Below are 21,683 nucleotides of genomic sequence, written 5' to 3'. Positions count from 1 at the left end.
TAGCGAAGAGATTTTCAATTTGCAAATTGTGTATAAATAAGAAAGCCGCTATTGAGCGGCTTTCTTATTTTCTTATTTTAGAAATGTTATTTCTTTTCTTTTTTATATTCTTCATTTAATTGTTTCACCACTTCATTGGTAATTTCCAATTTTGAATCTGCATACAATACTGTTGGATTTGTTTTTGAATATGTCAACACCAGTGTGTAACCATTATCACTAGCGTGTTTTTTTAAGAATTCAGTAATTTTGTTATATACATTGTTGAATTCAGCAGATTCGTCTTGCGCTAATGAAGAGGATGCGTTTTGATCTAAACGGCTTAATTCATCTTGCTTACGTGCTAATTTTTCTTCTGTAGCTTGTCTTTCAGCTGCACTCAAATTAGGAGCTTTTTGTTGGTAATCTGCTACTTCACGTTGGAAGGCTTGGCTTTTACCTTGCAAGTCGGCTTGTGCTTTTTTAACTTTAGCTTCTAATTTACTTCTGATATCTTTGAAGTACTCATATTTTTGAGATAGAGAATCTGAATTGATGTATACGATTTTCTCAACTTTTGTTGAGGTCTCTTTTGTTGATGTAGAGTCCTTAGAAGATGTCGGACCTGTTGTTTTTGATTCTTGAGAACAAGATACTGCAGCAACCGAAATAGCTAGTCCCAAGGTTACTTTTGATAAAGTTGAAAATATATTACTCATTGTTTATTTGATTACACGTTTTAATAAGAACAAACCTACTATAAAAAAATTACATTTCGGATTTTCGAATGCTAAAATATAAAATAATTATGGAATTATAGCGTATTAAATTGCTTGTGATCACATCTCGTTTACTTGTTAAAGTGGTTAAAATTTCGTATTTTTGATTACAAGTATTTAATTAGTTTCAATGAGCGAAGAAAACAAAAATGCATCATCCTATTCAGCTGATAATATCCAAGTTTTAGAGGGATTAGAGGCTGTACGTAAACGCCCTTCCATGTATATTGGAGACACCGGGGTTAAAGGTTTGCACCATTTGGTATATGAGGTAGTCGATAACTCTATCGATGAAGCCGTTGCAGGTTATTGTACAGATATTTTTGTCACTATCCATAAAGACAATTCTATTTCCGTCAAAGATAACGGACGTGGGATTCCAACTGGTATCAATAAGAAGGAGAATAAATCGGCACTGGAGATTGTAATGACTGTATTACATGCTGGTGGTAAATTTGATAAGGATACGTATAAGGTATCAGGTGGTCTTCACGGTGTGGGGGTTTCCTGTGTGAATGCCTTATCTATTCATTTGTCAGCAGTTGTTCACCGTGATGGTAAAGTTTTTCAGCAAGAGTATGAGAAAGGTAAGCCATTATATACGGTTAAGGAGATTGGAGATTCTGATCTAAACGGTACTATTGTTACGTTTACTCCAGACAGTGAAATTTTCACAACGACTACGGTCTATAACTATGATACATTGGCGAGCCGTCTTCGTGAGTTATCTTTCTTAAATAAAGGGATCAAGTTGTCCTTGACAGATGAAAGAGAGACTTTGGAAGATGGTACTTTACGTCAAGATGTGTTTTTATCTGAAGGTGGATTACAAGAGTTTGTTCAATTTTTAGATAGTAACCGTCATCCGATTATCCCACATCCGATTTATGTCGAAGGCATCAAACAAGGGATTCCAGTTGAATTGGCTTTACAATATAACGAGACTTACACAGAGAATGTGCATTCATATGTGAATAACATTAACACAATCGAAGGTGGTTCTCATGTTGCGGGTTTCCGCCGTGGTTTGACACGTACTTTAAAAGCATATGCTGATCGTTCTGGATTATTGAAAAATTTGAAAGTCGAAATTACGGGTGATGATTTTCGTGAGGGATTGACAGCTGTTATTTCTGTAAAAGTCGCCGAGCCTCAGTTTGAAGGACAAACAAAGACTAAATTAGGGAACTCAGAAGTAATGGGTGCTGTTGATGTTGCTGTAGGGGAGATTTTAAATATATATTTGGAAGAAAATCCTAGAGAGGCTAAAGCAATCGTTCAAAAAGTCGTTATTGCAGCTCAAGCTCGTGCAGCAGCTCGTAAGGCTCGTGATCTTGTACAAAGAAAAACAGTAATGGGCGGCTCTGGTTTACCTGGTAAGCTAGCAGATTGTCAAGATAACGATCCTACAAAATGTGAGATTTACTTTGTCGAGGGAGATTCAGCGGGTGGTACTGCTAAGTCTGGTCGTGACCGTAAGTATCAAGCGATCATGCCTCTTCGTGGTAAGATCCTGAATGTTGAAAAAGCAATGGAACATAAGATCTATGAAAACGAAGAGATCAAAAATATGTTTACTGCTCTAGGTGTCAGCTTAGGTACTCCAGATGATCCTAAAGCGCTGAATCTAGAAAAATTGCGTTACCATCGTATTATTATCATGACCGATGCGGATGTCGATGGTTCTCACATTACTACGCTTATTCTAACGTTCTATTTCAGATATATGAAAGAACTGATCGAGAAAGGATATATTTATATTGCGACTCCGCCTTTATATTTAGTTAAGAAGGGTAAAGATCATCAATATGCTTGGAATGAAGATCAACGCTTGAATGCTATTCAACAGTTGAAAGGTGGTGGTAAGGAAGATAGTGTGCATGTACAACGTTATAAAGGTCTTGGTGAAATGAATGCAGAGCAACTGTGGGATACAACAATGAATCCTGATACTCGTACATTGCGTCAAGTTACAATTGAAAATGCTGCTGAGTGTGATCGTATATTTTCGATGTTAATGGGTGACGAGGTTGCTCCTCGTCGCGAATTTATCGAACGTAATTCACGTTATGCTAAAATAGATATCTAAAATTTAAGATTAAGATTTTATAAGGTCTAACTGCTTCGGTAGTTAGACCTTTTTTTGTTATAAATTGACTACATCTCTTGTATAATTAAAATAATAACCGTAAATTAAATATTTTATTAGTTTTTCTTGATATTTAAATTGACTTTTTATACATTCAAGACTACTGGTAAGCCTAAATAAATCGTTTAAGAAAGGAAACTAGAACCTTTATGTCGAGAACCAATTATTCATTATTTAACCTAATATGGTTTATTAAATGAATAATTAAGCCATATTATACTTGCTAATGCTGTGTCTGTTATTGCTGATCCTGAGGTGATAGTTATTCCAACATTTTAAAATGTGCATATGTTATTTTAATTATAACGTATATCTCTAATTTATTTTTGATTGCTTTTTACAAAGCTTTCGGGAAATAATGTTGAATCCATGATGCCAATTTAACATATGGAGCATCATCTATTTTCAATATTTCTAATGAGTAATTACGTATAGCAAAAGCCTATGAAATTAAAACTCTACTTATTATCTTGGATTTTCCTGCTGGACCCATCCTATATCTTTGCTCAAGAAAATCCTGAATTGACCTTAGACCAATTATTTGAACAGCTTTTGGAAGAATTGGATCAAGACGTAGATGCAAGTGAAATATCTGAGCGTTGGTCCCATTATATCAAGCATCCGATCAACCTGAACACAACTGATGGTGATGAGTTGCAGGACTTATTATTTCTGAGTATGCTTCAAATTGAGAATTTGTTGGCACATCGAAAGGAATCTGGCGATTTTATTTCGGTGCAAGAGCTGCAAAGTATTGCTGGTTTTGATGTTCGAACGGTTCAAAATTTACTTCCATTTGTTACCGTTTCGAATACGATCCACTATCGGGACTTTACATTGAAAAATTTAGTGACAAAAGCTGAACAGGAAGTGATGTTGCGCTATGGTCGTTTACTGCATCAAGCTAAAGGTTATCAGATCAGGGATACGACTCGGTCTCGTTACCTAGGAGATCCCAATAGATACTTGATACGGTATCGTTTTAATTATAATAATAAGATTCGATTGTCCATCAATATGGATAAAGATGCTGGAGAACCTTTTTTTAGGGATAAACAGCGTTATGGTTTTGATTTTTACTCGGCAAGTTTGTCTATTCGTGATCTTGGTAAAGTAAAGCAGGTGGTGATTGGCGATTTTGCTTTGCAAATAGGCCAGGGTTTGACGATGTGGAATGGTTTAAGTTTTGGTAAGGGTAGCATGATTGAAAGTGCGGCTAGACAGGGTGCTGGATTGAGATCATATACTTCACTGAATGAGGCTAATTTCTTAAGAGGGATATCGGGTACTATAGCTATTGGTCGGTTTGAACTTACACCTTATATTTCTTATAGGCTCATTGATGGAAATGTGAAAGTGATTAATGATGAAAGAGCAATAACTACATTGGCAATTTCAGGTCTTCATCGAACTCCTACTGAACAAGGGTATAGAAAGGCTATTGGGCAGCTGGTGTACGGGAATAATATCATGTATAGCAAAAATAGATTGAAAATTGGGGGCAATTTTGTCGCGACTCATCTTGATGGAAGCAAATTGCTTGGGAAAAGACCTGAAAATAAGTACGACTTTGAGGGAAATTTACTGCGAAATGCAAGTGTCTATTATAATTATACGTTTCGTAATTCTTATTTTTTTGGTGAGCTTGCAACTAGTCTCGATAGTGGATATGCTTGGTTAGCAGGTGCGATCACTGGCATATCTCCTCAATTTTCTACTGTGTTGTTATACCGGGATTATCAGAAGAATTACCACAGTTTTTTTGCGCAATCAATGGGTGAAACGAAGGGTGCGCGCAATGAAAAGGGACTCTATACGGGGTTGGTCTACCATCCTTCTCGAAAAGTTCAGTGGACTACTTATGTTGACATTTTTAAATTTCCATGGCTTCGTTATCGTGTATCGGAACCTTCTTCGGGGTATGATGTCTTATCTCAATTTTCTTATATCTGGTATAAAAGAGGACATTTATCTTTACGTGTACGCTATCGTGTCAAGGAAGAAAATGCTGAAAGTACCAACGATGCTGCTACTGGATTAGCAGAGGTAAGCAAAGCTCAATTAAGATTGGAATATAGGTATAAACTGAGTAACGTTTGGAGTATCCGTAGTCGTGGAGAGGGAACCCAATACCAGAAGGGGCTGGGGGACAAACAATATGGCTGGATGGTCTATCAGGATTTGTTTTTTAGTCCGGATCAAAGTAAAATGACAACGAATTTACGTATTGCTTATTTTCATACGGATAGTTATAATACACGGATATATGCTTATGAGAATGATGTTTTATATGCTTCTTCATTTCCATTATACTATCAAAAAGGTTGGCGCTTTTATAACAATGTGCGATATAGGATAGGTCAAGGTATTGATGTATGGGCCAAAGTATCGGCATTTTATTATCCTGGATTAGCAAGTATAGGATCGGGTTTGGATGTGATCCAAGGTAATCTGAAATCAGAAATTAAATTGCAGTTAAGATTCCAATTCTGATGAGAACTAATTTTTATGAACAGATGAAGAAAGTTCCTTTTCTTAAATTTCTGTTTTTTTACGGTTTAGGTATATGGATAGCGAATGCTAGTAGAGCTGACGATAGTCGTTTTATTATGGTTCAAATATCACTTGTTATTAGTGTTATCATTCATTTTATCTTCTTTTTTCAACGTTCGAGATTGGGTGTTTTATTTATGATCAATGGTTATTTCATGTTATCTGTATTTGGAATGTGGAATATTTGGAGGACATACGCTGATATTGATCGTGCTCATTTTTACGGGAAGGCAAGTGAACAGTTGGTCGGGATTGTGGATGATGAGCCTATTGTGAAAAATGGTATAGTCAGATTTCCTGTTAAAGTGCTAGCACAGCAGATCGGAGTATCTTTTAGAAAAGCTACGGGTAAACTTATGATGACTATCGTATTGGATAGTACTACATCAATTCGTTATGGTGATGAGCTCATATTTGTCAATAAGATACAACAAATACCTACATCTTATAATCCGCTTGAATTTGACTATAAGAATTATCTGATGCATCAAGGTATCCATGCTCAGATCTTCTTGAATGCTCATGAATATAAGATTATTAATCATAATAAAGGATGGCATATAAAGGCTTTGGCACTTCAGATAAGGCAAAATTTAGTTGATAAATTTAAAAAGTATGTGGCAGATGAGGAATCTTTTCAAATTGCTGTAGCACTTATCGTCGGATATAGGACGATGATGTCTCCTGAGGTTATACAGACATTTAGCAATACTGGGACTATTCATGTGTTGAGTGTTTCGGGTATGCATGTCGGCATTGTGTTCTTGTTTCTGATGTGGATATTAAAGCAATTAAAAGGAAATGATACTTTTAATGTTTTTAGGCTTGTTTTATTACTGTTATCAATATGGGCTTATACTATTTTAACAGGTATGGCTCCCTCTATTTTAAGGGCTGCGATAATGCTTAGTTTTTTCTTGATTTCTAGATTGATACAGCGGGAAGCTAATATGTTAAATACGATGGCATCATCTGCATTCGTACTGCTTTTATTGGAGCCGAATATGCTATTTGATATCGGGTTTCAGTTATCTTATTGTGCGGTGTTGGGTATTGTTTTACTTTTTCCATTATTTAAATGTCCAATTTTTCTTGGTGGCAGTCGCTTGGGACGGATAGGTTGGGATAGTGTCATGATTTCCTTAAGTGCCCAAATAATGACTGCTCCTTTGGCTCTATATTATTTTGGTCAGTTTCCGAATTACTTTTTGATCGCAAATGTGCTCGTTATCGTCCCTGTTACCATCATCATGTATGTAGGCATAGGAATGCTGTTTAGTCCGTTTGAAATTGTGAATGTATGGTTAGGAAATATAATGCAATGGTGTATCCAAATGATGTTCGAGATGTTGAAGTTCTTGGATCAATTGCCCTTTGCAACATGGACAGGTCTTATTTTTTCTCCGCTTATGGTTCTGCTCAGTATTGCAGTGGTATTGGTAGGTAGCTATGCATGGTATTGGAGAAATAAATCTGCTTTATATTGCAGCACTATTTTTTTATTTGTTTTAATCATACTATTTAGTTACCAGCAATATGTTCAATTAAATTATAGCGGTTTTCGTATTTATAATACGAGAAAAGAAATCACTCTTGCCTTTATAAATAAGAGTAAGGTTACTTTAATTAGTTCTTTTGATTCCTTAAATTCTAGAAATTTAGTCTATAGTGTCAATCGGGATTTAACGCGATTTTCAAACTGGAAAGATATTGATTTTATTTCATTGGCTTCAAGTGATTCTCTCAGGACAAATTATCTCATTCAGAAATCAAATTTTACCGTTCAAATGCTAGAACATGGATCTCCTACGGTGCAGCCGACAGATATCTTGGTTGTACGCAAAAATAGTAAATGGAATTTTGTCGATCATATTAAACTTGTTGACCCGAAGCTTGTTTTATTTGATGGTACAAGCAGTGACGCCAATATCAGAATTTGGGAGCATCAACTGGATAGTTTGGGGGTGGCTCATTATAGCATAAAAAATAATTTTGCGTATGTTTGGGATCAGGAGTTATTATGAGTTTAGATAGCATCAGCATTTTAAAACAGTATTGGGGACATGATAGTTTTCGTCCATTACAGGAAGAAATCATTCAATCTGTTCTGGAGAAGAGAGATACGTTGGCACTTTTGCCAACCGGGGGTGGCAAATCAATTTGTTTTCAAATTCCGGCAATGATTCTGCCAGGCATTTGTATAGTTGTAACGCCATTAATCGCTCTGATGAAAGATCAAGTGCAGCATCTTAAAGATATCGGTATCCAAGCGGTTGCGATCTACTCGGGTCTGAAGCCTAGAGAAGTGGATATTATTTTAGATAATTGCATTTTCGGGCAGATCAAATTCCTGTATTTATCTCCGGAGCGTCTCTACAGTGAATTGGTACAGGAACGTATCAAACATATGCCTGTCAATCTTTTTGCCATTGATGAAGCTCATTGTATCTCACAATGGGGGTATGACTTCAGGCCTCCTTACTTGCAACTGGGTAAATTAAAGGAATTACATCCTGATGTACCTTTCCTTGCGTTGACGGCTACGGCAACGACTGCGGTCATCGCAGATATCCAAGATAAACTGCAGTTTAAGCAGAATAATGTATTTGTCAAAAGTTTCTTGCGCGATAATCTTGGTTATATGGCCCTAGAAGAAGAAAATAAAGCTGGACGGATGATCCGAATCATTCAAAAGCTGGGTGGTTCAGGTGTCGTATATGTTCGTAATAGAAGAGAAACACAGGAGGTAGCCCGTTATTTAGTAAATAATGGGATTAGTGCCGATTTTTATCATGCTGGATTATTAGGAAAAGAACGTGATAGCAAGCAAGAGGCTTGGATGCAAAACCGGACTCGTGTCATTGTGGCTACAAATGCTTTCGGGATGGGAATCGATAAACCTGATGTCAGATTTGTTATTCATTTGGATATTCCCGAATCTTTAGAAGCTTACTATCAGGAAGCAGGTCGGGCTGGTCGAGATGGAAAAAAAGCGTTTCCTGTCTTATTGTATCAACAGGGAGATAAGGACCGTCTTTTAAAAAATGTTAAACTTAGTTTTCCTTCTGTCGCTTTTATTCAACAGGTATACCATCATTTATGTAATCATTTTCAAATCCCATATGGAGCGGGTGAGGGGCTTACATTTGATTTTGATGTTGTCGCTTTTATAAAAAAATATAAAATTGAAACAATACCGACTTTGAGTGCGCTCAAATTTTTAGAAAAAGACGGATGGTTAGCGGTATCGGAAGCAGTTTTTATTCCTTCAAGGTTTAAATTTGAAGTCAATCATCAGGAATTATACAAGATCCAAGTACAATACGAGCGGTACGATAAACTTATAAAAGCAATTTTACGATCTTATGGTGGTGTTTTTGATGATTATATTACCATAAATGAATACGAGTTTGCTAAAAAATTAGGGGTATCTTATGAGCAGATTGTCAGCTTAATCCATGCTTTGGTACAAATGGAAATCGCAAGCTATATACCACCCACTGATGCTCCTCAATTATCGTTTTTACAAGATCGTGTCGATTATAAAAATCTATATGTCGATCATGTTTTTATTATGGAAAGGCAACAGGTCAAAATTACTCAAGTGGAAGCCATGATCAATTATATTGAGCATTCACCTTGTCGCAGTCAGTCACTCCTTCAGTATTTTGGTGAGCAGAATACCTTGTTTTGTCAAGTTTGTGATCTTTGTCTTATTCGGAATCATAAGGTGATGATGCACCGTAATATTAAGCTAGAGATTGAACGTATTTTACTGGGTAAACCCCAAACTATTCAAGATCTGATCGGACAAATTTCTATTGGTGATGATGAGATAAAATTAGATGTGGTGAGAAGCTTAATCGACAGCCATAAGATTCGGATAGTTGAGGATCTTTACTTCTGGAATACGAAGATCTAATTTGAAATCTAAATCTATTTAATTTTTCACCTGCTATTTATTAAAATAGTCATGTTGTATAGCCATATTATCCGTTAATCTAAGCGTTTAATTATTTTGCTTTATTTTTTTTGGATCTAATCATTTCCCACTCTATTTGTTTTGTGTTTTTGTGGATGTGTAGACCTATTGGGCAATAGGTAAATCAAGATCTTCTTGTCCCCACTCGGACCAAGATCCATCATATACTTTGATGTTTTGATTACCGATTAAATGACTAGCAAAAGCTAATATGGATGCTGTGACTCCAGAGCCACAGGTGAAGATTTGTTCATGGGTAGCATTGAATGTTTCAAATAATTTTTTCAATTCCTCTTTTGAACGGTAGTTATTTCCTTCTAGTACTAGATCAAATGAAAGATTAGATGAATATGGAATATGTCCTCTTCTTAATCCTGCTCTTGGTTCAGGGGCTGATGCGGTAAATCTAGCTTGGCTACGAGCATCTATAATACGTGTTCCGCTATTTTGATATTGCGTTAATATATAATCCTTATCTGCATACCATGCTCTATTAAATCGTGCTTCACCGTTGCCTTTAGCTAATGGTTTTATGTATTGATCAGCTATTGGCTCATGTTTTTCTTGCCATGCAGGCAATCCCCCATCTAAAACATAAACTTGTTCAAAACCCATCACTTTGAACATCCACCATGCTCGAGGACTTGAATATACACCCCACCGATCATATAGTATAATGATGCTATTTTGGTTAATACCTAATTCTTGAATGCCTTTTGTAAATACTTCTGTCGAAACGAGTGTATGTGGTAGGGGACTACTGTGATCTGAGAATGTGTTCTCAATATCGAAGAATAGGGAGTTTGGTATCAATGCTAATTGCGCATCTTTTAAGGACTGTCCCACTTTGTCAATCGTGCAGTCTAATAAGATGACATTAGGTTTTTCGTATTCTTTTTGCAGCTGTGCTGTGGTAATGAGGGAAGATGGAAAATACATGGTTTACTAAATTTACGTTAGGTAAATTTAATTATGTTTTTGATATAAACAAAAAAGCCCTAGCAATTTGCTAGGGCTTAATATGATTGAGTTGATGCTAAAAACTATTTACCGTTTTTCTCATCACCTTCCATTTGCTCTTTCAATTGTGCAAGAACGTCTAAGTCACCTAATGTAGATTTCTCAACTGAATCTTTCACTTTTTTAACAGCATTGTTAGCTACTTTAGCTTCTTTTTTACGAGCATTGAATTCTTCAACACGTGCTTCAGCTCTTTCATCTTCCCAAATACGAGAGTGAGAAATTACTAAACGTTTGTTTTCTTTGTTGAATTCAATGATTTTGAATGAAGCAACTTCATCAACTTTAAGTGCAGAATTATCTTCTTTTACAGAGTGTTTAGATGGACAGAATCCTTCAACACCATATTGTAAAGCAACGATATCACCTTTGTCTCCAACTTTCAATACTGTACCTTCATGAACTGAATCAATAGTGAAGATTGTTTCGAAAGTATCCCAAGGGTTTTCTTCTAATTGTTTGTGACCTAAAGATAATTTTCTGTTTTCTTCATCTAATTCTAAAACAACAACATCTAATTTTTCACCAACTTTAGTGAATTCGTTAGGGTGGTTGATTTTTTTAGACCAAGATAAATCAGAGATATGGATCAAACCGTCGATACCTTCTTCTAATTCTACGAACACACCGAAGTTAGTCATGTTTTTAACTACTGCAGTTTGTTTAGAACCAACTGGGTAACGCTCAACGATATTTTTCCAAGGATCTGGAGTCAATTGTTTGATACCTAAGCTCATTTTACGTTCTTCGCGATCTAAAGTTAAGATCTCAGCTTCGATTTCATCGCTTACTTTTAAGAACTCTTGTGGAGAACGTAAGTTTTGAGACCAAGACATTTCAGAAACGTGAATTAAACCTTCAACACCTGGGATGATTTCTAAGAAAGCACCGTAATCAGCAACTGTTACGATTTTACCTTTTACTTTAGAACCAACAGCTAAGTCTTTATCTAAAGATTCCCAAGGATGCTCAGAAAGTTGTTTCAAGCCTAAAGCGATACGTTTTTTCTCATCATCAAAATCTAATACTACCACGTTGATAGTTTGATCTAATGATAATACCTCTTTTGGATGCTCGATACGACCCCATGAAATATCAGTAATGTGAAGTAAACCATCAACACCACCTAAATCGATGAACACACCGAAATCTGTGATATTTTTAACAGTACCTTCTAATACTTGTCCTTTTTCTAATTTAGATACGATTTCAGATTTTTGGTTCTCTAAGTCGTTTTCAATTAAAACTTTGTGTGATACGACAACGTTTTTAAATTCGTGGTTGATTTTAACAACTTTGAATTCCATTGTTTTACCAACGTAAACATCGTAATCACGGATAGGTTTGATATCGATTTGAGATCCTGGTAAGAATGCTTCAACACCTTTGATATCAACAATAAGCCCACCTTTAGTACGGCTTTTAACAAAACCGTTAATGATAGCATCATTTTCCAATGCTTCATTGATAGCTTCCCAAGATTTTTGAGTTTTAGCACGTTTGCGAGATAATACTAATTGTCCATTAGCATCTTCTTGCGACTCTACGAAAACATCAACTACATCGCCAACTGCCAATTCTGGTAAGTCACGGAATTCAGATAATGAAACCAAACCGTCAGATTTGAAACCAACATTCAAGACAACGTCTTTACTGTTGATAGAAACAACAGTACCTTCGATAATTTCACCTTGATTGATTTGGTTGAAAGTACCTGCGTATTGTTCTTCTAATTTAGCGCGCTCAGCCTCGCTGTAATTTCCGAAACCTTTGTCACTAGCATCCCAGTCGAATTCACCTTCTGGAGTGATCCATGTGTTAGATTTGATTTCTTCGATTAGTTTTGAATCAGCCTCTGATTCAATTTTTTCTGTGTCTTTCACCACTTTGGTGTCAGCGCCTTGTAGCTCTGCGTTTTTCGCTGCTAACTCTTTTTCTACTTCTTGTTTTTTTGCCATTAATTATTTTTTCTCCTTTTCCCCACTTTGTAGGGACTGCAAAAATACGAAAAACTTTTATTAACAAGTATTTATATATTATTTTTTTTAAAATGTTATCCACATTACATTTATTCTTGGGTATTATAAATAGATACACCATCAGTTAAGTAGGCCACATATCCAGGTATACGTGTTAAAATAGAGGTAATAAAACGATCTATATCATTTAGAGCTTCAATTATTGTGTATTTATAAGTTGCTGTAAAATAGTTATTTATAATTTTTGGGGTTGTGCTATTGTAACAGATGGATGGATCCGTTTCCACATACTTAATGTATCAAATATCATTTAGTAGCTAATGATAGCGAAAGGATGCTTGTTGTGGATAACCCAATTTTTTTAATCGGACTATGGAGCGGGAAAAAGGATAGGAGATTATTGTTCGTTTATACCTTTAAATGAATTGTATGATTTTGGTCGTACTATTTTAATGCTTTGTTTGGATAATGCAATTGCAGCATTCAATTCATACCCGATCAGCAATATTAATGTATTGAGGTACATCCAGATCATAATTACAATTAAGGTGCCGATAGAACCGTATAGTTTGTTATATGTACCAAAGTGGTTGATGTAAAATGCAAAACCAGAAAAGGTCAGGATGGCTAATATTGTTGCCAGTGTAGCCCCTGGACTAAACAATTTCCATCTACGGGATGATGTCGGGGCAAATTTATAAAGACAGCTTACGGTAAAGAAATAAATTCCAAATATGATAAGCCATCGTGCTGCTTTGATAACGAATGCCCAGAAGCTTTTGGTGATCGCGATACTGTCTTTTAAATAATTGACAATAATGCCGGCATACGTAAATATGGTCATTCCTACTGTTAGTGCGGTGATGATCAAAAAAGCAAGTCCAAGTGCAATCATTCTACGCTTGATCCATGTTCGTTTTTCCGCCATGAGGGATGCTTTATTGAAAGCCCGCATCATGGATGCCATACCATTGGTCGCAAAATATGTGGCTAATATAAAACCGAAAGATAGGAGACCTCCATTCTGATTCTTGATAATATCTTCTAGTGTTGTTTCGACGACTTCATAGGCATTTCGCGGGATCACAACTTCTAAGAATTCTAAAAGCTGTTCCTGAAAATTGTCTATGGGTATATAAGGAATCAACGTAAAAAGAAAGATAATGCCAGGAAAAATGGCTAACATGAAACTATAAGAAAGGGAAGATGCCTTACTTAAGATTGAATCACGGGATATTTCTTGAAAAAAAAATACAGCTACTGTATATAATGGTAGAGATCCGAATCCAGGTAAAATGACCGCTTTGCTCCATTCAACAACTTGATTGTAAGGTTTTAATTGCAATAAGTAGTGATGAATTTTTGACATGATTAATCAAAATATTTCGACATTTTATCTAAAAAAATGGCGGGTGGCATTGTCGGTTTATTTTTGACAATATCGACAAAAACCAACGTTGTCTCCCCCGTATTTACTAATTCTTGTTTTTCGTTGAATAATTCATATTCAAATATAATTCTTACAGCAGGCTTGATACGGATGGTTGTTTTTATGGTTATCAAATCATCATATCTTGCCGGCTTGATGTATTTGCACTTCATCTCGATGACAGGTAACATCACACCCATATCTTCTAATTCTCGATAAGAAAAACCGGTACTTCTAAGCATTTCAGTGCGTGCAATTTCGTAAAATGCTGCATAATTCCCATAGTACACATATCCCATTTTATCGGTCTCAGCATAGCGTACACGGGTTTGATATTCGAATTGAAACATATTATTTTTTGATATTTCGTTCGTCTAATGCTTTTTGAAATTTACGTGCATTTATTTGATGTTCGGCAACATTTGTGGCAAACGCATGATAACCTGAAAAATCTTCTTTGGCACACATATAAATATAATCATGGTGCTTGTAATTCAGCACCGCATCTATTGCTACAATACTTGGCATCATAATCGGACCTGGAGGAAGACCTTTGTAGACGTAAGTGTTATAAGGATTATCTACTCTCAAGTGTTTATTTAGTACACGACGGATAGTGAAATCGTTATTGGCAAAAATAACTGTTGGATCTGCTTGTAATAACATTCCTTTTTGCAGCCTGTTTAAATATAAACCAGCTATAGCAGGCATTTCATCTTTATGCAATGCTTCACCTTTTACAATTGCTGCAAGTGAACTTACTTGCTGAGGTGTCAAATTGATTGCTTTTGCTTTAGCCAAACGCTCCGGTGTCCAAAATTTTTCCCATTCATCATGAAATCTGGCAAATAGCTTTTCAGGTGTTGTATTCCAATACAGCTCGTATGTATTCGGGATAAACATCGCAATGAAATTGTCCTTAGTAAAACCATACGATTTTGCTAGATCTTCATTATTGAGTAACGTCAAAAATGTAACAGAATCTGCTTCAAAATTATCTGCTAATTTTGCGGCGAAATTTTCTTTTAAACGGATATTTTCAAACCTAAACTTAACTGGTTCCTGATAACCACCTCTTAAATTACCAATAAATCTTCTGTTGTTCATACCAGGTGTCAATGCGTAACGTCCGGGCTTAACATTATCGGTGTAATTTTGATATTTTGCTGCTCTATCAAAACTAGTAGGATCGGAAACTATTTTTTGTTCTTTGATCTTTTGCAATACTTGTGCATAAGTGTCTCCTGTATTGATATATAAATATTTTTGATTGTCGGTAACATTTGACGCTAAGAAGGTCTTGTAAGCCGTCCAACCAAAATAACCTCCAACGACAAAGATCAGGAGAATGCTAATTTTTAACCAACTTGGTATTTTCTTTTTATTTTCCATTTTTATGGATTTGTTTTTTGTTTTTGTGTTGAAGAAGGATTTGTTGTTGTAGGAGTAGTCGGAATGCTATTTGACAAAGTGAGGTCAATTTTAGAACCAATACTTGTTATACCTGTTTCTAATCCTGGAAATTGTGTAATGACACGCGCGGTACTGGTGTCTGAAACACCAATATCATATGTAACAGTCCCTAAGGATAATCCTATTCCTTGAAGTGCAAATTTTGCTTCTGCAACAGTAAGCCCTGACAAATCTGGTATTTGAACTTCATTTGCACCTTGACCATTACCGAGTATTAAATCAATCTTAGATCCTTTTGTAATCATTCTGCCTTCACGAATAGACTGTCCTGCAAATTGGGCATCTAATACGATGTCTCTTGCGATATCAGCTACATAAGTTGTATCACCTATACGTAAATTATGATTTTTTAGTATGGAAGAAGCTTCAATTAATGTTTTATCCTTAATTTTAGGGAAAGCAATTTCAGGCGCTACTTGTGTAATAATGGTCAGATAAATTGTTCTTCCGGTTTTTACATGAAATTTGGGTTCAGGATCTTGCTCAATCACCAAGCCGGGTTTAGCATCCATTTGATACACAGAATCAATCTGATATTCTAAATTAGCATTCTCTAATGCTGAAATAGCAGCACTGACATGTAATCCCTTTACTTGTGGGACTTCGATGGACTCATCATGTTTCGTATATACTTTTAAACCTAAATAGATGAATAGGAAAATTGCTAAAACAAAACCTATGGCAATTAGAAGATTGTTTCTAAACGTATTAGTTCTTAAATATTGTAATATTTTTGACATTTATATTTCTTTAAAAAATCATTTTATAGTATTCTTTTCAAGCAAGTTTAGCGCCATTATTTGTTTCGAATACACTTCATTTAATTATTGAACAAAATTATTCGTTTTTCTGTGTATCGCAAATTATATTTGCTATAAGAATCACTATAATTTTATGAAAACAAAAATAGCATTAATAACTGGAGGTTATACAGGCGAAGCGGAAGTTTCTTTTAAAAGTTCGGCATTTGTTTATTCACAGTTGGATCATGACAAATATGATATCTATCAAATTACGATTACACAGGATGCTTGGTTTTATGTAAGTGATTCTGGGATAAAATGTCCTATCAATAAAGAAGATTTCACCTTATTGCTCAATGATAGCATATTGAAGTTTGATTTAGCATTTATCATGGTACATGGTTCTCCTGGTGAGGATGGTCGTCTGCAAAGTTATTTTGATTTAGTGGGTATACCTTATACTTCTTGCGATGCCTTGACTTCGGCGCTGACCATGAATAAGGGATATACAAAAGCAATACTCGCAGATATTGAACATATAAACTTAGCAAAATCGGTGTTATTATTTGATACGCAACGTGCAGAAGGTGTGTCCTTAGTGGAAGAGAAATTATCACTTCCGTATTTTGTAAAACCAAATGCTGGGGGTAGTAGTATCGGTATGACAAAAGTAAAAGTTGCTGAAGAGTTACAGGCCGCTATTGATAAGGCTTTTGATGCGGAGAATACAGGGAGCCAAGTGATCATAGAGGAGTTTGTACATGGACGTGAATTTTCTGAAGGAATCTATCGTAATATAGATGGTGAATTGATTGTACTTCCTGCAACGGAGGTGAAAACTACACGCGAGTTTTTTGATTTCGAGGCTAAGTATATTCCTGGATTAACGGAAGAAATCACTCCTGCAGATCTTAATGAAGAACAACAATCTCGAATTGCAAAGATATTAAAGGAAATTTATGTGCGATTGAATTGCAAAGGAATGGTCCGTATTGATTTCTTTTTGGAAAACGATACGGATAAGTTTTATTTTATTGAAATCAATACCATTCCAGGACAAACTCCGCAGAGCTTTATTCCGCAGCAAGTACGTGCGACTGGGATGACTGAACAAGAGTTTTATGGTACTTTAATTGAAGTGGCTCTGAAAAGATAATCGGTAAAAGATGAATTTTTTAAAAAAAACCGCTTTACGATAGGTTGTAAAGCGGTTTTTTTTTATTTTCTAAAATCAAATTTTGAGAGATCGGGTTTTACTTTTTTATCTCTTTTAAGTTCTTCTTGATAGATGACCTGACCTATGTTTTTGAGAAATGGATAAGTGACGGTGTCATACTCATAGATTCCATCATTATAAATCCCATTTTCATTAGATTGTACAACTACTGCAAGTAGAAATTCTATTCCTTTCTCAAAATCAACAATATATGCATTGTCTATATTGTATCCATACGAATCGCCATATTTATTGAAGATACGGATATTTGGATTTAGAGATGCTTCTTTGTCGCGACCATAAAAAAGTAATTTACTGTAGGTGGGCCAAAATTCTGTTGTGTCGTATTTAGGATAATCAGATTCAAATGGGTACCGAGACATGTAGTCATATATAAAAGAGTAATCTTCTTTGGTAAGTTGAAATCTTTCACGCGACTTAAATGCTTCTGGGAATAATAATTTTTTTAATATCATTTGTTGGTCATCTAAGGGATATACATTGAGCCCCTCAAAACTCCATGGTTCGTAAATAATTTCATCTTTATCATTCATATAACCTTTTCCCTGAACTGTATTTTGAAGCTTAATTGGATAATCATTTGGATCATATTGTGCCTCTTGTTTATAGACCGGATTGCCTCCTTGATAAAACGTTATTGAATTTGTATGTTTTGCCCAGATACCTTTATCTCCAATTGCAAGCCTATTGACAATGCGACTATTTTTGGTACCATGTTTTATCAATTTGCTATTCAATTCGGCTCGACCAATAAATTCAAACAGTCTATTTTGAGCATCATTGTCACTTGTCAAAAGGATTTTTTTAATATATTGACCAATTGAGGGGAGCCCATTTTTAGCAGATTGGTCTTTTGATACAGCGGTTTGCTTTTCGTAAGATGAATCTATTCTTAACGGTGTGTCTTTTGATAATCCTACCATGTTTAGTTCATTTATTTTTTCTAATGCTAAAATTGCTGTTGGGAGTTTTACAGTGCTGGCAGGATAGAAATACCAGTTTGGGTCTAATCTGTAGCTAAATGATGTAAAATGTGGTATATTGTTTTTATCTCTGTCAATCTGCGTATAAAGAATCTGAACTTCATTTTTATTGGGGTGATCTAAGATTTTTTGAAAAAGTTCGGGATGGCTTCTTAGAAGTTTTTCGAGATAAATCGTGTCCATTTTTTGAGCAAAGGAATAAGGTATGAAACTTATGAATAAAAGAGTGAGGTATTTACGCATATCGGTTTAGGTCTGATAATTTTCGAAAGGTAGTTTTATGATTAAGGCTTCCTATTATTTAGGAAGCCTCATATTATTTTCTTACATATACTTGAAAACTATAATCAAAAGCATGTTTTTCGTCTTTTACATGTTTTTCTTCGCTTTCCAGCTCCCATTCCTGTGCTGGTAAATCAGGAAAGTAAGCATCTCCTTCTATAGTTGTGTGCAGTCGAGTGAGCAAAACTTTATCGGCAAATGGTAGTGTTTGTTTAAATATTTCGCCACCACCGATGATAAAAATTTCTCTTTCATCTCTGCAGTAGTTCAATACTTCTTGAAAACTATTGGCAATATCTACCTCATCGGATTTTGCTGTCATATCACGAGTTAAAATGATATTCCTGCGATCTGGTAGTGGTTTTCCTAATGATTCAAAGGTTTTTCTACCCATGACTACACTGTGTTCTAATGTGTTTTTTTTGAAATATTTAAGGTCATTAGGTAAGTGCCAAGGCATTTTATTTCCTTTGCCGATGACGTTATTTTCAGTTGCGGCTACGATTAATGTTATTTTCAATTTACTCATATTTATATTTTACACAAAAGTATAGGAATCATTATTGTTAAACTGCCACTGGTGCTTTGATATGCGGATGTGACTCGTAGTTTAGCAATTCGAAGTCTTCAAATTTGAACTCGAAAATATCCTTTATTTCTGGATTGATTTTTAATTGAGGTAATGTCTTGGGCGCACGGCTTAATTGTAGTTCTGTTTGTTCGAAGTGATTACTGTAAATATGGGCATCTCCTAATGTATGAATAAACTCAGCGGCTTCCATATCACATACCTGAGCGACCATCATCGTTAACAATGCATAAGAAGCGATGTTAAAAGGTACACCTAAAAAGATATCTGCACTTCTTTGATACAGCTGACAAGATAACTGTGGTTTTAAAATTCCATTTTCAGGATCGGCAGGGGCAACATAGAATTGAAAAAATGCATGACATGGAGGCAAAGCCATATTTTCGATTTCTGCAACATTCCAAGCTGAAACAATTATTCTTCTCGAATCTGGTGATGTTTTTAATTGCTTGATGATGTTTTCAATCTGGTCAATATGTCCACCATCGGGTGTTGGCCATGATCGCCATTGTGAGCCATAAACAGGACCTAAATTACCATTTTCATCTGCCCATTCGTCCCAAATGCTTACTCCATTATCTTTTAAATATTTGATGTTTGTATCTCCCTTCAAAAACCAGATTAATTCATGCAGAATAGATCTTAAATGTAACTTTTTTGTCGTCACCAATGGGAAGCCTTCTTTTAAATTGAAACGCATCTGATATCCAAATACACTCTTAGTTCCTGTTCCAGTACGGTCAGTCTTAGTGACCCCATTTGTATATACGTGCTCTAGTAAGTCAAGGTATTGTTTCATTGTAAATAGTTGCTTTTATTTATTTGTGATTATGAAATGACGAAGCTTTTTGAATTTATGATTGCTTTAAAGCTGATCATGATATAAACATATAATATTATATACGAAGGTAAGATATTTTTGAAGTATTCACATTATGATTCTAAAAAGTGCGTGCGGGTAAAACTGAAATAGGCTCTTTTTAAGAGATCTTATAAATAGGCGAAAAATAGTGATATGAAGTCCATGGCTCCTTTATTTGAATCATTAAAATCTCATAATTAATTGAAAAGCGTGTAAATCAGAATTAAGAATTTTCATTTGGAGCTTTTTGTTGTATTTTTGCAAAATCATTATGAGTAAAAAAGTAGCTTTCTATACCTTAGGATGTAAATTGAATTTTTCAGAAACATCCTCCATAGGTCGAGTCTTTCAAGACGCGGGTTATGAAACAACGCCATTTAATAGTGCGGCAGATGTTTATGTAATTAATACATGTTCGGTGACGGATCATGCTGATAAGAAATGTCGTAAGGTGGTGAAGGAAGCGCTTAAATATTCACCTAATGCCTATATCACCATTGTGGGTTGTTATGCACAATTAAAACCTGCGGAGATTGCTGAGATACCAGGAGTAGATATGGTATTGGGTGCTGCAGAGAAGTTTAATATCATTGAGCACATTAATGATCTGACAAAAAATGAGAAGGCAGTTGTTTATAATGCACCCATTGATGAAACAAATCAATTTGTATCGGCATATTCTATTGGAGATCGCACGCGAACATTTTTGAAAGTGCAGGATGGTTGCGATTATTCCTGTACTTTTTGTACAATTCCTCTTGCGCGTGGTGCAAGTCGCTCTGGTAAAATTGAGGAAATTGTACGACAAGCTGAAGAAATTGCTGCTTCTGGAGTGAAAGAAATTGTGTTAACGGGCGTTAATATCGGTGATTTTGGTATTCGGGATGGTAAACGACAAGATAAGTTTTTGGATCTCGTAAAAGCTTTGGATGAAGTTACTGGAATTGACCGAATTCGTATTTCTTCGATTGAGCCTAATCTTTTAGCGAATGAAATTATTGAGTTTGTGGCTCAATCTAAACGGTTTGTTCCACATTTTCATATGCCTTTACAATCTGGAAATAATAAAGTGCTAAGCATGATGCGTCGTCGTTATAAACGTGAGCTTTATGCGCAACGTGTGGAGAAAATAAAGGAATTAATGCCTGATTGCTGTATTGGTGTAGATGTTATTGTGGGATTCCCGGGTGAAACGCGTGAAGATTTTATCGACACTTACAATTTCCTAAATGAGATGGATATTTCTTATTTGCATGTATTCACGTATTCCGAACGTGAGAATACTATAGCAGCGCAAATGGAAGGTGCAGTACCAGGATCTCAGCGTAGTGACCGTAGTAAAATGTTGCATATTTTATCGGAAAAAAAACGTCGTGCTTTTTATGAAAAGCAATTAGATAAAGTTGGTGAGGTACTGTTTGAAAGTGATGAGAAGGATGGATATATGCATGGGTTCTCTAAAAATTATGTAAAAGTGCGTACTCCTTATGATCCATTGTTGGTCAATGAGGTTGCCCATGTGAAATACCTGTCGATTACCGATAGCTGTGAGGTCGAAATAGAAGAATTAAAAGAGGTCTTAGTGCACTAAGTGCAACTTAAATATAAAATTAAAGAGGTCCATGGTTATTACCATGGACCTCT

General features: G+C 35.5%; 16 protein-coding genes. 6 read left to right on the top strand and 10 right to left on the bottom strand.

Features of this window, described 5'->3' with window-relative positions:
* Positions 1-86 precede the first annotated feature (86 nt).
* Entirely contained in the window at positions 87-698 is a 612-nt protein-coding gene (locus tag MUB18_RS00605) for an OmpH family outer membrane protein (protein ID WP_045753175.1), read from the bottom strand.
* A 190-nt stretch (positions 699-888) separates the two neighbouring features.
* Between MUB18_RS00605 and gyrB the strand changes: the two genes are divergently transcribed.
* The 4 genes from gyrB (at position 889) to MUB18_RS00585 (ending at position 9,382) form a co-directional block, all read left to right on the top strand.
* Positions 889-2,847 (top strand): DNA topoisomerase (ATP-hydrolyzing) subunit B, encoded by a 1,959-nt coding sequence (gyrB, locus tag MUB18_RS00600; protein ID WP_045753176.1) that lies wholly within the window; start codon positions 889-891, stop codon positions 2,845-2,847.
* 504 nt (positions 2,848-3,351) lie between these two features.
* On the top strand, positions 3,352-5,400 hold the full coding sequence (locus tag MUB18_RS00595; RefSeq protein WP_248754691.1) for a ComEA family DNA-binding protein: 2,049 nt from the start codon (positions 3,352-3,354) through the stop codon (positions 5,398-5,400).
* The gene (locus MUB18_RS00590; protein ID WP_248754690.1) at positions 5,400-7,484 is read left to right on the top strand and encodes a ComEC/Rec2 family competence protein; all 2,085 of its coding nucleotides are present in this window, start codon (positions 5,400-5,402) and stop codon (positions 7,482-7,484) included. The genes MUB18_RS00595 and MUB18_RS00590 overlap by 1 nt, the downstream gene beginning before the upstream one ends.
* Positions 7,481-9,382, top strand: coding sequence for an ATP-dependent DNA helicase RecQ (locus MUB18_RS00585; protein ID WP_248754689.1), 1,902 nt, complete (start codon positions 7,481-7,483; stop codon positions 9,380-9,382). The genes MUB18_RS00590 and MUB18_RS00585 overlap by 4 nt, the downstream gene beginning before the upstream one ends.
* A 165-nt stretch (positions 9,383-9,547) precedes the next feature.
* Here MUB18_RS00585 and MUB18_RS00580 read toward each other — a convergent pair whose 3' ends face one another.
* From MUB18_RS00580 to MUB18_RS00555, 6 genes are all read right to left on the bottom strand, one after another.
* On the bottom strand, positions 9,548-10,381 hold the full coding sequence (locus MUB18_RS00580; RefSeq protein ID WP_248754688.1) for a sulfurtransferase: 834 nt from the start codon (positions 10,379-10,381) through the stop codon (positions 9,548-9,550).
* 104 nt (positions 10,382-10,485) lie between these two features.
* Positions 10,486-12,420: a 30S ribosomal protein S1 gene (gene rpsA / locus MUB18_RS00575; RefSeq protein ID WP_045756269.1), complete on the bottom strand. Its 1,935-nt coding sequence runs from the start codon at positions 12,418-12,420 to the stop codon at positions 10,486-10,488.
* A gap of 418 nt (positions 12,421-12,838) precedes the next feature.
* The gene (locus MUB18_RS00570) at positions 12,839-13,810 is read right to left on the bottom strand and encodes a YihY/virulence factor BrkB family protein (protein ID WP_248754687.1); all 972 of its coding nucleotides are present in this window, start codon (positions 13,808-13,810) and stop codon (positions 12,839-12,841) included.
* Between the two features lie 2 nt (positions 13,811-13,812).
* The gene (locus tag MUB18_RS00565) at positions 13,813-14,220 is read right to left on the bottom strand and encodes an acyl-CoA thioesterase (RefSeq protein ID WP_248754686.1); all 408 of its coding nucleotides are present in this window, start codon (positions 14,218-14,220) and stop codon (positions 13,813-13,815) included.
* Between the two features lies 1 nt (position 14,221).
* Positions 14,222-15,262, bottom strand: coding sequence for an endolytic transglycosylase MltG (gene mltG, locus MUB18_RS00560; RefSeq protein ID WP_248754685.1), 1,041 nt, complete (start codon positions 15,260-15,262; stop codon positions 14,222-14,224).
* 2 nt (positions 15,263-15,264) lie between these two features.
* Positions 15,265-16,083: a PASTA domain-containing protein gene (locus MUB18_RS00555; protein ID WP_094773031.1), complete on the bottom strand. Its 819-nt coding sequence runs from the start codon at positions 16,081-16,083 to the stop codon at positions 15,265-15,267.
* A gap of 154 nt (positions 16,084-16,237) precedes the next feature.
* Here MUB18_RS00555 and MUB18_RS00550 point away from each other — a divergent pair, with 154 nt between their 5' ends.
* The gene (locus tag MUB18_RS00550; RefSeq protein ID WP_248754684.1) at positions 16,238-17,242 is read left to right on the top strand and encodes a D-alanine--D-alanine ligase; all 1,005 of its coding nucleotides are present in this window, start codon (positions 16,238-16,240) and stop codon (positions 17,240-17,242) included.
* Between the two features lie 62 nt (positions 17,243-17,304).
* On the opposite strand, the gene MUB18_RS00545 is transcribed toward MUB18_RS00550, so the two are convergent.
* The 3 genes from MUB18_RS00545 to MUB18_RS00535 form a co-directional block, all read right to left on the bottom strand.
* The gene (locus tag MUB18_RS00545; protein WP_248754683.1) at positions 17,305-18,489 is read right to left on the bottom strand and encodes a serine hydrolase; all 1,185 of its coding nucleotides are present in this window, start codon (positions 18,487-18,489) and stop codon (positions 17,305-17,307) included.
* Positions 18,490-18,622: 133 nt separating this feature from the next.
* Entirely contained in the window at positions 18,623-19,117 is a 495-nt protein-coding gene (locus tag MUB18_RS00540; RefSeq protein WP_045752798.1) for a dihydrofolate reductase, read from the bottom strand.
* Positions 19,118-19,154: 37 nt separating this feature from the next.
* Positions 19,155-19,976 carry a thymidylate synthase gene (locus tag MUB18_RS00535; protein WP_045752799.1) on the bottom strand — a complete coding sequence of 274 codons (822 nt, stop codon included), beginning with the start codon at positions 19,974-19,976 and terminating at the stop codon, positions 19,155-19,157.
* A gap of 334 nt (positions 19,977-20,310) precedes the next feature.
* On the opposite strand from MUB18_RS00535, the gene mtaB reads away from it, so the two are divergent.
* Positions 20,311-21,630, top strand: a complete 1,320-nt coding sequence (mtaB, locus tag MUB18_RS00530) for a tRNA (N(6)-L-threonylcarbamoyladenosine(37)-C(2))-methylthiotransferase MtaB (protein ID WP_248754682.1) — start codon at positions 20,311-20,313, stop codon at positions 21,628-21,630.
* Positions 21,631-21,683 lie beyond the last annotated feature (53 nt).

The organism is Sphingobacterium sp. PCS056, from assembly GCF_023273895.1.
In the GTDB taxonomy this organism is placed as follows: domain Bacteria; phylum Bacteroidota; class Bacteroidia; order Sphingobacteriales; family Sphingobacteriaceae; genus Sphingobacterium.
The sequence above is the reverse complement of the archived record's forward strand: the minus strand, read 5'-3'. Positions and strand labels throughout refer to the sequence as shown.